We start from the raw sequence: 13,933 nt of genomic DNA, 5'->3' as shown, positions 1-13,933 counted from the left end.
AAAGCGTTTGGATATTACAGGTAATCCGTTCTTCTGCCTAAACCTGTAATCTAGATAAATCTCACGAGCAGCTTGCACAGCATCTTTAACAATACGTTTTTTTGAGCTCACACGAACCTGTCGTCCGTCTAATGTAAATGCAACTTGCCAGACTTTGCTGTGCTTGCGTTTAAAAAGACGAACCCCGGACACGCGGATTATGATTCCGCTGCTCTAACCAACTGAGCTATACCGCCAACATGCGCGGGATACTGGACGGTAATTCCCCCGTCAAGTTAGAAAACCGCAGAACTAACAAGGAATTTCACAGGGCGTCGGAAGATGCTTTCGTGGACAGCGCAATTGCAGTGGGCGGAACTGCATTCGACTTTAAGATCGCCCAGATTTTTTGCCCAGTTTCCAATTGCATTTCATGCAGCGCGCGCACCGTAATCCGCGCAAGCAATCGATCAGATCCAGAACGCAATGCGATCGCCACACTTGGCCCCTCGCCGCGGTGAATATCCGTGATCTGAACGGCCAGCGTATTCTGTGAAGATAGCCCACTCGGTGGCGTATTCGACAAGATCACATCTTGTGCTCTAATTTTCAGACGCACCTGCTGATCAATCGGTAAATCCATCCGTGGAACATGCAGCATGCCGGCGCTAAGACGAATCGCACTCAGCCCATCTTCAGCATGGTGATCAACAACCCCGCGCAAAAGCGCACCCGCATCTTGGACGCCAATTAGTTTGACGTTCCTCGGATCGGCCAACACGTCTTCGGCCAACCCCTGCACAACACATGAACCATCGCGCAGCACGACCAGAGTGTCAGCAAGACGCACGATTTCGGACATATCGTGAGTTACATAGATCATTGGCGGACCACCCTGCGCACGCAAACGTTCAAAATATGGCATGATTTCTTGCTTGCGCGTTTCATCTAACGCAGCAAGTGGTTCGTCCAACAGAAGAAGACGTGGCGAACTCAGCAACGCACGCCCAAGTGCAACACGCTGCTTTTCGCCACCCGACAACGCTGCGGGATGCCTTTGTAAGAGCCCGCCAATCCCAAGCATGTCTATAAGCGCAGAGCGTTCTTTGGCCATGACAGTGATCGCGCAAAACCGCGTTGAGAAGTCCAGATTTTGCGCAACTGTGAGATGGGGAAACAAACGCGCGTCCTGAAACACATATCCGATGCGTCGCTTGTGGACGGGCACATTGATCCCGGTCTCGCTATCAAAAAGCACGTCTTCACCCAGCGTTATGCGACCAATATCTGGCGTCTGAAGCCCTGATATCGCATTTATAACGCTGGTCTTCCCGCTACCTGATCGCCCATACAGGACAGTCGTTCCAGCACCTGCATTAAATTTCGCATCAAGTTGAAATGCGCCTAACCCAAGTTGAACGTCGACACGCAAACTCATCGTCCCAACACCCGTTTCGCCGCGCGGCGTGCAAGTGCCTCGGATACCGCGAGCGCGGCAATCGAAATCACAATCGACAACGCGATCAGTCGAAGTGCCGCTGTCTCACCGCCCGGCACTTGCAACAACGTATAAATCGCCGAAGGCAGCGTTTCGGTTTCACCCGGAATGGACGCAACAAAGGTGATTGTCGCCCCAAATTCGCCCATGGCTTTTGCAAATCCCAAGGCTGCCCCAGCCAGAATTGCGGGTGTGATCAATGGCAACGTGACATGCCGAAAAACGGCGCGCTTGGATGCCCCAAGTGTGGCCGCCGCGTCTTCCAACCCCTTATCGACGGTCTCAAACCCCAAGCGAATTGCACGTACCATCAAAGGAAACCCCATGATCGCTGCCGCCAATGCGGCACCCGTCCATTTAAATGCAAGCGTTACGCCAAATGCCGCCTCAAGCGCACCACCGATCACGCCTTGCTTTCCGAACAGTAGCAAAAGCGCATACCCTGTCACAACAGGCGGCAAGACCAATGGTAAATGCACCGCAATGTTGAGCACAGATTTTCCGAAAAATTCCTTGCGCGCCAAGATCCATGCAACGCCAACCGCAACTGGTAAACTGAAAAATGTGGCGACGAGAGCAACCTTAAGCGAAAGGCCAACAATTGCAATTTCCGCTGCGCTGACACTCACGGACACCGTCCTGTTTCAGTCGCAGGCAGGGCCATAAATCCATTATTTTCAAAATTCTCGACTGAAGCGGAAAGTTTGCGCAAAACACCCGCCGCATCCACTTTGGCCTCACTTGTCAAAGCCGCTGGATACCGGATTGCCGGATACGTTTCGCTGGACGGCGTAAAGACGGTGCGCACACGCTTTTCTGCAATGACATCGCTGGCATAAACGAACCCCAATGAAACCTCGCCCCGTGCAACCAACGCCATAGCAAGTCGCACATTCGACGTCTCGGCCAAGTGCGGGATCAAAGCGTCAAGCCATCCATGATGGTCCAGAAAAGCGGCAGTATACTGGCCTGCAGGAACCGACTTTAGGTGCCCCACAGCAAGCCGTCCCCCCACTAACGCGTCGATCAAATCGTTTGGCTGTTCAACACTCAAATCACCAGCGTCAGACGCGCCTGCGAGAACCAAGCGATTGCCAGTCAAATTGCAGCGGCTTGTGGAACCAAGCGCGCCTTGTTCATCGAGCCAATCCATCCAGTCTGGGTGCGCAAAAATAACGATATCAGCACGTGCACCCTGTGAAACCTGACGCGCAAGCGCAGCGCTTCCACCGTACACGGCGATCGCATTCAAGTTTTGATCAATGATCACAGTATCAAGCGCTGTTTTCAGACTAGAGGCCGCAAAAATCGTCACAGGGTCTGCATGCAATGGCAATGCAAGCGCAACGACCCCAAGTCCCAAGCTAATAATGTTACGCAGTATTCTCATAGCGCGACTATTTAGAAAGCTGCTAAGACGTGCAAGCGCTGCTTGCGTGCTTTGAACGTGCGCGCTAGGGCTGAGCGCAGTTTCACTCAGAAAGTCGCCTAAGAGAATGCTGTTTTACCGCTGTCTTATCACCCTCCTGTCTCCAGTTTTGGGGATAGCTTTGCTTTTTCGCGTACTGCGCCGACAGGAAAGCTGGCGTGATTTCAATGAACGTATCGGGAATTGGCGCGATTTCCCGGCGGGCGCGGTTATCTGGCTACACGGTGCGTCTAACGGGGAATTAACAGCCGCTCGTAAGATCATCGCGGCCACAGCCGCCCACAATCCAGACGTGACCCTTTTGATCACTTGCAACAGCACAAGTGCCAAAAAAATGTTACGCAGCTGGGGTTTGGAACGCGCTGATATCCGTTTGGCACCTTTGGATCTGAGTTGGATTTACGGCCGTATTTTGGCGCGTACCAATCTGAAACACTTTATTTTGTTCGAAGCAGATTTCTGGCCAAACAGAGGCCTGACACTGCAAGGGGCTGGCATCCCTACGGCCATAATCGGCGCGCGAATGTCTGCCAAAAGCGCAAAAGTTTGGGCAAAGTTTCCCAAGTTGAGCGAACGTGTTTTTGGTGGATTTGATCTGATCTGTGCACAGGATACCGCGTCCCAAGAACGCCTTCAGTCCTTGGGCGCAAAGGCGGATCGGTTTGGAGCACAAATCTCGTTGAAATCACTTTATGCGGCTCCAAAAAACGCAAGCGATCATACGCGGCGCGGGGATGTTTGGTTGGCTGCATCGACCCACGAAGGCGAAGATCAGACGCTACTTCAGGCGCATCTTCATATTTTGCAGACTGTGCCAAACATGCAGATGATCCTTGCCCCCCGCCACCCCAAACGTGCGCCAAACATTGCAAAGATCGCGCGGGGTTTAAGGTTAAACGTTCAACTGCGCAGCGTGTCCGCGCCCTTTGATGCGCAAAGCACTGTCTATATTGCGGATACGCTTGGCGAAATGGAGCAGTGGTATGACATGGCAGGAACGTGCTTTGTCGCAGGGTCTTTAGTGGATAAAGGCGGTCACACCCCGTTTGAACCCGCCACTCATAACTGCGCGATTTTGCACGGGCCGCATTTTGAGAATTTTGCTGAACCCTACGCAACGCTGCATCACACGAATGGTGCACGTTTATGCGAAACACCCGAAGAAATCGCCAAAAATATTCTTGAGTTGAGGGATTTAGACACCGCGGATAGACAACGTGCTAACGCCAGTTTTGCCCTGTCAAAGATCACTGACACCGCTCCCATCCTCGAAGCACTTTCGCGGCTTTCAAAACACTGATATCGTCGTGATATAAAGGTGATAATAAAAAACTTACGAGCATTCAGAGCGGCACAATCGATGAAAGAGCAACGCAATCAAGGAAGCGCCTTTGCCCCAATTGATATGTTGGGCGCAAAGAAAACGGGGTTGCGCACGCAATTTGCAGCGCTTTGTTACCGCATGCGCAAAGGAAAGCCCGAAATTCTGTTAGTGACCAGCCGACGCACGCAGCGTTGGATAATCCCTAAGGGCTGGCCGCAGGATGGAATGCGCCCCGCGCAAAGTGCGGCGGTTGAAGCCTTGGAAGAAGCGGGTGTTGAGGGCAAATTACACGACAACAGCCTTGGTCTGTATTCCTACACAAAACAACACGTGTCTGGGCGTACCTTGCCCTGCGTTGCCGTTGTTTATCCACTGAAGGTAAAGACAATTCACGATCGCTATCGCGAGGTGAAGCAACGCAAGCGCAAGTGGTTTAGCCTTGCTAACGCGGCCCGAAAAGTGAGTGAACCTGAATTGGCCCATCTCATTCGCAGTTTTGATCCAAATCGTTTACCGAAAAAATGAAAGCAGTCGACGTTCGAACCTGCACGCGGTAGTAAAACTGCATGATCCAGTATTCTCTTAAATGTTGTGACGGACACCAGTTTGACAGCTGGTTTCAATCCGCGGCTGCCTTTGACAAATTGCAAAACGCAAACATGGTAACGTGTGTGATGTGCGGTGTATCCGAGGTGAAAAAGGTCCTGATGGCCCCTGCCGTGCGCCCTGCCCGCAAAAATCTCCCTGCTGCGCAGATCGCAACACCAACGCCCGGGCCTTTGTCCACGCCTTCTGGTCCAGAAGAACAGAGAATCGTAGACCTACGCAAAAAGGTGGAATCAAACAGCGAATACGTGGGCAGCGATTTTGCGAAGCAAGCACGTGCCATGCATGACGGCGACGCACCCAAAAAAGCGATCTATGGTGAAGCAAAATTAGATGACGCACGCAAACTCTTGAAAGACGGCGTGCCAGTTTTGCCGTTGCCGTTTCGACCCACAAGAAAGGACAATTGATGCAGGTAGTTTTAACAGGCGGCAATCGCGGCATTGGCGCACAAATGACATCCCAACTGCGCGCACGCGGCGAGACCGTTGTTGCAACCTCGCGAGATGGCAGCACGGGCAGCACGCTAGATGTGACTGATACTGCGCAGCTGTCTGCATTTGCTGCTGAATTTGAAGATCCGCTCGATCTGCTGATCTGCAACGCGGGCGTCTACCTTGATAAGGGTCAATCCCTCGGCAATGGCTACGCGGCGCAGGCCTGGGCCGACACGTTCTCCGTGAACGTCACAGGTGTTTTTCAAACGATTGAGGCCCTGCTTCCTGCGTTGCGTCGAAGCTCTGCGCCCAAAATTGCGGTGCTTGCGTCGCAAATGGGATCGTCCGAACGCGCAGGCGGAAACGCGTTTATCTATCGCGCATCCAAGGCCGCTGCTGTTAACCTAACACGCAACCTTGCGATTGATCTCAAACCCCAAGGGGTCGCGGTTGGGGCCTATCATCCGGGCTGGGTTCAAACCGACATAGGTGGCATGGAAGCCGATATTGACGCCGCGACCTCTGCGGCAGGTCTGATCACGCAATTTGATTTGCTGGGCCCAGACCACACAGGCGTCTTTGAAAATTACGACGGTGCGGTGATGCCTTTCTAAAGCCACGCACCTCTTCATCACACGCCCCCCTCTTGCCCTTGCACGGTTTGCGCCGTAAATGCTGCGCAACTTCTCTTACCTAGGACGCTTTCATGCCCGTTCTCGTGATGAAATTCGGAGGCACATCTGTTGCCAATCTTGACCGCATCAAACGCGCTGCAAAACGCGTGGGTGTTGAGGTTGCTAAAGGCTATGACGTGATTGTCATCGTCTCTGCCATGTCTGGCAAAACCAATGAATTGGTGGGCTGGGTCAATGAGACCTCGCCACTTTATGATGCGCGTGAATATGATGCGATCGTCAGCTCTGGCGAGAACGTGACAGCGGGTCTTATGGCGCTGACCTTGCAAGAAATGGATGTGCCTGCGCGCAGCTGGCAAGGATGGCAAGTGCCTGTAAAAACCACTTCTGCGCATTCTGCGGCGCGGATTGAAGAAATCCCAACCGATAACATCATGGGCAAATTTGGTGAGGGCATGAAAGTCGCCGTTGTCGCAGGTTTCCAAGGGCTTAGCCCAGAAGGCCGCATCACAACGCTGGGTCGAGGTGGTTCAGACACAACGGCCGTTGCGTTCGCCGCCGCATTTGAGGCAGAGCGCTGCGATATCTACACGGACGTCGACGGCGTTTACACGACCGACCCGCGCATCACCGATAAAGCACGCAAGCTTGATAAGATTGCATTTGAAGAAATGCTGGAGCTTGCCAGCCTTGGCGCGAAGGTTTTGCAAACGCGTTCTGTTGAATTGGCAATGCGTTACAAGGTTAAGCTGCGCGTACTTAGCTCATTTGAAGAACAATCAGATACCGCAGGCACGCTTGTTTGCGCCGAGGAGGAAATCATGGAATCCAACGTCGTCTCAGGCATCGCCTATAGCCGCGATGAAGCGAAAATGACCCTTATTTCGGTCGCAGATCGCCCCGGCATTGCAGCCGCGATTTTTGGACCCTTGTCCGACGCGGGCGTAAATGTGGATATGATCATCCAGAACATCGCCGAAGATGGGCGCACCGACATGACGTTCTCTTGCCCCACCGATCAGGTGAAGCGTGCAGAGAAGGCGATGGAAGATGCCAAGTCTGCCGGCGACATCAATTATCACGATCTGATTGCCGATACAGACGTCGCCAAGATTTCTGCGGTTGGCATCGGAATGCGCAGCCAATCTGGTGTTGCGGCCAAAATGTTCAAAACACTTAGCGATGAAGGTGTGAACATTAAGGTCATTGCGACGTCCGAAATCAAAATTTCGGTTCTGGTGGATCGCAAATACATGGAGCTTGCAGTTCAGGCTTTGCATGATGCGTTTGAGTTAGAAAAAGCAGTTTAAAGTATTGAGCGAGGGACCAGTCCCTCGTACTCCCCTCGATACTTTTAAAAGTTGAAGTGCATACCGTTTTGTATGATTTTGCAGCCTTTACGCTGAGCGTGCTTTGGGCCTCCCCTTCCTTGCGTCGATGATTTATAGATAACCCTATGTTCAGACGCATGGTGACGTGCGCTGGTTGTTCTGTCGGGGGGACGAAAACCAAGATGGCGCAGAAACGGGAAAGCGAAAGTCGTAAATTACTTGGCCGTTTGCGCGATGCGATGGCTGAGGATGGTGACGGTCAAGAGCGGCTGGACAAGATCACGCGCCTTATTGCGAGGTCGATGCAGACCGAGGTATGTTCAATCTATCTGTTTCGCGATGCTGAAACTTTAGAGCTGTGCGCGACTGAAGGATTAAACGCTGAATCGGTCCACCAAACGCGCTTGCGGTTGGGCGAAGGTCTTGTTGGCCTCGTTGCAAAAAAATCGAAGATCATTAACACCGCAGATGCCCCTTCTGAGCACGGTTTTCGCTTCATGCCAGAAACCGGCGAAGAGATTTATTCGTCTTTCCTAGGCATTCCTATTCAAAGGCTTGGCGAAAAGCTGGGTGTTTTGGTAGTTCAGTCCAAAGCGGTCCGATTGTTTTCAGCGGATGAACTCTACGCCCTTGAAGTCGTGGCGATGGTTCTCGCAGAAATGACAGAGCTTGGCGCATTTTTGGGAGAGGGCGAAGCGCTTTCCGCACGCCATCAACAGCCCGTTTTGTTGCGGGGAACCACTGGACAAGAAGGTACCGCCGAAGGGCACGTGTGGCTACATGAGCCCCGCGTTGTTGTGACCAACGTTATTGCCGAAGATCCCGACACTGAATCGACACGCCTAAATGAAGCCGTCGACGTGCTTCGTGTTAGCGTCGACAAACTGCTTGCGGGTGCTGCTGGTGGTGACGGTGAACAACTGCAGGTTCTTGAAGCCTACCGTATGTTTGCCAATTCTAAGGGCTGGATGCGGCGCATGGAAGAGGACATTGAAAATGGTCTCTCTGCCGAAGCCGCCGTGGAAAAAGAACAAACCCAAGCGCGCAGACGCTTGGGGCAGTCCAATGACGCATATTTACGCGAGCGCTTGCAAGATCTTGACGATCTCTCAAACCGTTTGCTGCGGATTTTGACGGGACAAGGCACACAAACAGGCGCGGACTTACCCGTTGATCCAGTTCTGGTTGCACGTAACATTGGGCCCGGAGATTTGCTGGAATACGGACGGTCCTTGAAAGGCATCGTGCTGGAAGCAGGCTCAGTTGGATCACATGCCGCGATCATTGCGCGTGCGCTCGCGATTCCGCTGGTTGTACACTCTGAGGGCATCACGCGCGAAGCCTTGAACGGTGATCACATCATGGTGGACGGCGATCAAGGCATCGTACATTTGCGCCCCGACGATACGGTCAGTGCCGCGTTTCGCGATAAAATGGCGATGCAAGCCGTTGCGCAGGAAAGGTATTCTGCAACGCGCGACAAGCCCGCAATGACGAAATGTGGGATTAAAATCGATCTACACATGAACGCTGGACTTATGGCTGATCTCCCTTCGCTTGAAGGGTCTGGTGCAGAAGGTGTGGGCCTGTTTAGAACAGAATTGCAATTCCTCGTGCGCAACAAGATGCCACAACGTTCAGAGCTTAGCGCATTGTATAGCAGGGTCTTGGATGCTGCCGGGGAAAAGCGCGTCGTCTTTCGCACGCTCGATATCGGGTCAGACAAAGTTCTAACCTACATGAAGCCAAATGATGAACCAAACCCCGCTTTAGGCTGGCGCGCCATACGCGTTGGTCTAGACAAACCGGGTGTTATGCGGATGCAATTACAAGCGCTTTTACGTGCTGCTGCGGGTCGTGATTTGACCGTTATGTTCCCGTTTGTTGCGCAATATAGTGAGTATGTCGCGGCAAAAGCGGAAATGGACAAAGCGATGGAGCGTGAACGTCGATTGGGGCATCCGCTCCCGAAGACCCTCAAAATTGGTGCGATGCTTGAGACACCCTCTTTAGCCTTCGCACCACAAGAGTTCTTCGAAGATGTCGGTTTCCTGTCCATCGGAGGCAACGATCTGAAACAGTTCTTTTTCGCGGCCGATCGAGAAAACGAGCGCGTGCGACGGCGTTATGACACCTTGTCGACGCCATTTTTAAGTTTCTTACAAAACATTATTGCAAGGTGTGAAACATCTGGCACGCCGTTATCTTTTTGTGGCGAAGATGCTGGCCGCCCTATCGAAGCGGCCTGTTTTGCCGCAATTGGCATGCGTTCCCTGTCGATGCGGCCTGCATCCATTGGACCCGTCAAACACCTATTGCGCCGTATCGATCTGGGCGAAATACGTAAAATTATCGACGCCTGCCAAGAAAATGGCGAACAAAATGTGCGTAAACCCGTTATGGATTACCTTAAAACCGTCAATCTTTAGCTTTGCTGAACTGCCACAGACAGTTGGAGGATCAATTGATCGCGTGCAACTCCATGCTTTTCTCCGGTGCGCAGCAGTCCAAAATGCACATGTGCCATTTCTTGGTAATAGCTGGTGTATGCGTAATTCGTCGCAGCCCCTGCAACCGCACCGATGATGGGGATCGCTTGCGCGGCAAGTTTTTGTCCAAGCGCAGCACTTAATCGTGGCGCAATGCGCGCGATGATGCCCTGCACAGTCGTTCCTGACAGCGTTACACGCGCGCTCAGAAACCCCATATCTGCGCCATCATCATTTGCCAAAGGACCCGCCGCGGCAAAAACCTGCAAGCACTCAGCCTGAATGTTTGGCTCTAAGGGATCGAAACCATACTCAGCCGCGATGCCTTGAATCGCGCGCAACAATACGGTTGTCGTCACGGGCAACTCAGCAAGCGCTGTCGGCAAGCCACCAGCACCCCCCGCAGCCCCCATGGCTGTTGCTGCTGCTGTATTCAACCATTTGCTTTGATCCGGGACGATGCCCCTACTACGTGTCGCAGCGATCAGCGCCACGTTCAGTGCCTTGTTGGTCGCATCCTCCAGCCTGTCTTTCACCGTATCAGGCAAACGTTCCAGTAAGTTTTCTGCCTGCCCACCCACAAGATTCAAGACTTGAATCCCAACGCCCCCTGCCCTGCGGTACCGCCTAGCAATGAGGGTTATGTCATGATCAAGGTCAGTGGGGACTAGGTCTGTGCTCATCTTCTATAGATCAGATCGCCCAGTGCACTTTTCAAGCGCGTCGCGTCACTTTACCGGCAACACCTTGCCAAGCACCTTGCATAATATCCAATCCGAGGACCCGATCTGGGTTGGTTGGCGGCGGCATCATAACCCCTGTCAGGCGCTTAAACCCGAACTTGGCGTAATACGGCGCATCCCCCACCAACATCACACGGTCCCATCCGGTCTCCGAGGCTGATGCAAGGCTGTCGCGAATAAGCGCACCACCTAGTCCTTCACCCTGTCTCGTTGGGTGAACGGCGACGGGACCAAGTAACAATGCAGCGTGTTCGCCCACACGTACCGGCCAATACCGGATCGCGCCCGCGAGAATGCCATCCCCGTCACGGGCCACTCGGCTAAGCGATTCGACGGTTTTCACACCGTCCCGCAAACGATAGGATGACAACGCTTCCCGACCCGGCGCAAAACACAAATCATAGAGTGCTTCGACCTCCCACCAGTCGTCTTCTGTCTCTGGCCAAAGTTCGTACACGGGGGCTGCCTCAAAGTATTACGTTCATATTTAGCTGGAAACGCGCGTAACATGGCGTTAGCGAATGGGCAAATCAGGAGTGCACAAAATGTTTTATCGTCCAGAGGATGGCCATGGCCTACCGCATAACCCCTTCAATGCAATCGTCACACCGCGCCCCATTGGATGGATTTCTACGCGTGATAGCAATGGTCGCGATAACCTTGCTCCGTATAGCTTTTTCAACGCGATTGCATACGTCCCCCCTCAAGTGATGTTTTCCTCAACAGGCTCCAAAGAAGATCGCGACGGCACGAAAGACAGCGTTGCTGCAATCCGTGAAACGGGGGTGTTTTGCGTGAATATCGTGTCTTACGCTTTGAAGGATGCGATGAACGCCTCCAGCGCGACGTTGCCAGCTGGATCAGACGAATTCGCCCATGCTAAGCTGGCAAAAGCCGAATGCGAAAGCATCAATGCCCCACGCATCGCGGCAGCACCCGCGTCATTGGAATGTAAGCTCACTCAGATCATCAAGCTGGAAGGCGAAAGCAACTTTCTCGTTCTTGGGGAAGTCACTGGTATTCATATGGATGATGCATGTATCAAGGACGGTCGCTTTGATGTCACAACATTCCAGCCGCTTTCGCGTCTTGGGTATCGCGACTATTCTGTCGTGAAAGACCTCTTCGAACTCAGCCGCCCAGACGATTGATCCTGACGACTGATCTAAAAGCACAAAAGGTGCAGGGGACGCCCCCCCGCACCTTTTTGATGTTAGTGCCCGCCTAAAATACCTGTCCGCACCTGATAATCAGCCGCGACCTCATAATCTGGATCATCGTCGCTATCCACCATCAAGTGACCAGCCGTCTGCAAAAGTTGGTGACAATCACGGCTCAGATGGCGCAACTGGATACGCTTTCCCGCTTCTTCATACTTGCCTGCGACCGCCTCGATCGCTTGCAAAGCAGATTGATCCACAACACGGCTCTGCGCGAAGTCGACGATTATCTCTTTTGGATCGCCGTCGACATCGAACAATTGGATGAAACCGTCAGCCGAACCAAAGAACAAAGGCCCTTGGATTTCATAGACCTTGGCACCCTCAGACGTTTTTGAAGGACGCTCAATCGCGTGAATGCGCGTTGCGTTGTTCCATGCATATGCAAGTGCAGAAACAATGACACCAACGACCACTGCAACCGCAAGGTCAGAATAGACCGTCACAACAGTCACCAAGATGATCACGAACGCATCCACCTTTGGAACACGACGCAGAATGCGTAATGAATTCCAAGCAAATGTGCCGATAACAACCATGAACATCACACCAACCAGTGCAGCCAAGGGGATCAATTCGATAATCGAAGATCCCGCTACAATGAACAACAACAAGAACACAGCAGCAGCGATACCCGCGATCCGCGTGCGTCCGCCTGATTTCACGTTGATCATTGACTGACCGATCATCGCACAACCTCCCATGCCACCGAAGAAACCAGTGACCGTATTCGCGATACCTTGCGCGATACACTCTTGGGACGCACCACCACGTTTGTTGGTCATTTCACCAACAAGGTTCAGCGTCAGAAGGCTTTCGATCAAGCCAATCGCAGCCAAAATAACAGCATATGGCAGGATGATCTGGAACGTTTCCCAGTTCAAAGGAACCGTAGGGATATGCCATGTGGGCAAGCCACCTTGGATCGACGCCAAATCGCCAACACGTGGCACATCAAGGCCAAACGCAATGGCCACAGCAGCAACCAAGCCGATACCTGCAAGGGGCGCTGGGATCACCTTGGTGATGCGCGGCGTGACCCAAATGATAGCCATCGTGCAGCCCACAAGCGTTAGCATCAGCAGCATGGGGCCACCTGACAACCATTCGCCGCCCGTCATGCCATGGCCATCACTGACGACGGTTCCGGGTTTCTTAAACTGGGTAAGTTGCGCGAGGAAAATAACAATCGCGAGGCCATTCACAAAGCCAAGCATCACAGGATGCGGCACCAAACGTATGAACTTCCCCCAATGCATCGCACCAAAGAAAATCTGCAAAAGCCCCATCAAAACAACAGTCGCAAACAGATATTCAACACCGTGCTGCGCGACCAAAGCAACCATAACAACAGCCAAAGCGCCCGTCGCACCAGAAATCATACCCGGGCGACCACCGATCAGCGCCGTGATCAAGCCGACCAAGAACGCTGCATACAGCCCCACAAGTGGATGCACACCCGCGACGAACGCGAACGCGACCGCTTCGGGAACCAGTGCCAAAGCAACCGTCAGACCCGACAGCAATTCAATCCGCAAACGCGTGAACGTGAACCCCTCATCCGGCATCCAACGCAAATCGGGCGGAGTAATGTGATTGGCGAATGCACCGAGAATTGCTCGTTTCATGTGGTTAACCTGTCTTTCGGGGAGATCTTTCGTGGGCGTTTAAAGCATGAGGGACACAATGAACACCCTTCTTTTGGATAGGCATTCCCGCCAGCGGTGCTAGGATGCAACCACGGGTTAGGGAAGAACAGCAATGGCGCATATTCGAACTTATAAAGAGCTGGAAGAGATCGAGCCGGCAGAGGCGGAGTGGAAACTGATCCACGCCTGCAAGCACCGCGATGTATGTGTGCTTGGGGATGGGGAACTGCCGCCCGCGCCCGAGGACGGCGCAGCGCCAGACCCAGAGCGCGAGATTCGCGCGGCTCTCTTGCGCTACCTGCTGCTCGGTGGCTGCAAGACCTTTCAAACCGATGATGTCGGCGTCTGGCTCGCGGGCGCGCATATCACTGGCACACTCGATCTGGACTTCACCACCGTGCGCGGCCCCATGCGCCTGCTGAGCTGCCGTTTCGAGCAGCGCCTTTATATGGAGCAAACATTTGTTGCACAGTTTGGCTTGGACGGTAGCCACCTGAACGGACTACGTGCGCAAGGGCTTAACTGTAAAGGCAGCGTATATCTGCGAAACGTATCCTCCACAGGCACGGTAGATGTGAACAGCGCCGAAATTG

The 13,933-nt window shown here is 53.1% G+C and carries 14 protein-coding genes; 8 read left to right on the top strand and 6 right to left on the bottom strand.

Annotated features, from left to right (window positions below; genetic code table 11):
- Positions 1-304: 304 nt before the first annotated feature.
- Genes modC through modA form a run of 3 tightly spaced genes read right to left on the bottom strand, consistent with a single transcriptional unit; the run spans position 305 to position 2,867 of the window.
- Positions 305-1,417 (bottom strand): molybdenum ABC transporter ATP-binding protein, encoded by a 1,113-nt coding sequence (gene modC / locus QZ279_RS13870; RefSeq protein ID WP_293451877.1) that lies wholly within the window; start codon positions 1,415-1,417, stop codon positions 305-307.
- Positions 1,414-2,106 (bottom strand): molybdate ABC transporter permease subunit, encoded by a 693-nt coding sequence (modB, locus tag QZ279_RS13865; RefSeq protein WP_293451874.1) that lies wholly within the window; start codon positions 2,104-2,106, stop codon positions 1,414-1,416. The genes modC and modB overlap by 4 nt, the downstream gene beginning before the upstream one ends.
- Positions 2,103-2,867 carry a molybdate ABC transporter substrate-binding protein gene (gene modA / locus QZ279_RS13860; RefSeq protein ID WP_293451872.1) on the bottom strand — a complete coding sequence of 255 codons (765 nt, stop codon included), beginning with the start codon at positions 2,865-2,867 and terminating at the stop codon, positions 2,103-2,105. Before modA ends, modB begins: the two co-directional genes overlap by 4 nt.
- 160 nt (positions 2,868-3,027) lie before the next feature.
- On the opposite strand from modA, the gene QZ279_RS13855 reads away from it, so the two are divergent.
- From QZ279_RS13855 to ptsP, 6 genes are all read left to right on the top strand, one after another.
- Complete coding sequence (locus QZ279_RS13855) at positions 3,028-4,206, top strand: glycosyltransferase N-terminal domain-containing protein (RefSeq protein ID WP_293451870.1); 1,179 nt, start codon at positions 3,028-3,030, stop codon at positions 4,204-4,206.
- A 105-nt stretch (positions 4,207-4,311) separates the two neighbouring features.
- Positions 4,312-4,755 carry an NUDIX hydrolase gene (locus QZ279_RS13850; protein WP_293451868.1) on the top strand — a complete coding sequence of 148 codons (444 nt, stop codon included), beginning with the start codon at positions 4,312-4,314 and terminating at the stop codon, positions 4,753-4,755.
- 41 nt (positions 4,756-4,796) lie between these two features.
- On the top strand, positions 4,797-5,246 hold the full coding sequence (locus QZ279_RS13845) for a DUF1178 family protein (RefSeq protein WP_293451866.1): 450 nt from the start codon (positions 4,797-4,799) through the stop codon (positions 5,244-5,246).
- A complete protein-coding gene (locus QZ279_RS13840; protein ID WP_293451864.1) occupies positions 5,246-5,887 on the top strand; it encodes an SDR family NAD(P)-dependent oxidoreductase in 642 nt (213 codons plus the stop codon). The genes QZ279_RS13845 and QZ279_RS13840 overlap by 1 nt, the downstream gene beginning before the upstream one ends.
- Before the next feature lie 92 nt (positions 5,888-5,979).
- Positions 5,980-7,218 carry an aspartate kinase gene (locus QZ279_RS13835; RefSeq protein ID WP_293451862.1) on the top strand — a complete coding sequence of 413 codons (1,239 nt, stop codon included), beginning with the start codon at positions 5,980-5,982 and terminating at the stop codon, positions 7,216-7,218.
- A 203-nt stretch (positions 7,219-7,421) separates the two neighbouring features.
- Entirely contained in the window at positions 7,422-9,668 is a 2,247-nt protein-coding gene (ptsP, locus tag QZ279_RS13830) for a phosphoenolpyruvate--protein phosphotransferase (RefSeq protein ID WP_293451860.1), read from the top strand.
- Here ptsP and QZ279_RS13825 read toward each other — a convergent pair.
- Complete coding sequence (locus tag QZ279_RS13825; RefSeq protein WP_293451858.1) at positions 9,665-10,411, bottom strand: EcsC family protein; 747 nt, start codon at positions 10,409-10,411, stop codon at positions 9,665-9,667. The genes ptsP and QZ279_RS13825 overlap by 4 nt on opposite strands.
- Positions 10,412-10,442: 31 nt before the next feature.
- Positions 10,443-10,928 (bottom strand): N-acetyltransferase, encoded by a 486-nt coding sequence (locus tag QZ279_RS13820; RefSeq protein ID WP_293451856.1) that lies wholly within the window; start codon positions 10,926-10,928, stop codon positions 10,443-10,445.
- Positions 10,929-11,016: 88 nt separating this feature from the next.
- On the opposite strand from QZ279_RS13820, the gene QZ279_RS13815 reads away from it, so the two are divergent.
- Positions 11,017-11,622 carry a flavin reductase family protein gene (locus QZ279_RS13815; RefSeq protein ID WP_293451854.1) on the top strand — a complete coding sequence of 202 codons (606 nt, stop codon included), beginning with the start codon at positions 11,017-11,019 and terminating at the stop codon, positions 11,620-11,622.
- Positions 11,623-11,684: 62 nt separating this feature from the next.
- On the opposite strand, the gene QZ279_RS13810 is transcribed toward QZ279_RS13815, so the two are convergent.
- Positions 11,685-13,319: a SulP family inorganic anion transporter gene (locus QZ279_RS13810; protein WP_293451852.1), complete on the bottom strand. Its 1,635-nt coding sequence runs from the start codon at positions 13,317-13,319 to the stop codon at positions 11,685-11,687.
- Between the two features lie 133 nt (positions 13,320-13,452).
- On the opposite strand from QZ279_RS13810, the gene QZ279_RS13805 reads away from it, so the two are divergent.
- Positions 13,453-13,933, top strand: a 481-nt coding sequence (locus QZ279_RS13805) for a hypothetical protein (protein WP_293451850.1), incomplete at its 3' end; no start/stop codon positions are given.

It is taken from the genome of Planktotalea sp. (assembly GCF_018607965.1).
In the GTDB taxonomy this organism is placed as follows: Bacteria; Pseudomonadota; Alphaproteobacteria; order Rhodobacterales; family Rhodobacteraceae; genus Planktotalea.
The sequence above is the reverse complement of the archived record's forward strand: the minus strand, read 5'-3'. Positions and strand labels throughout refer to the sequence as shown.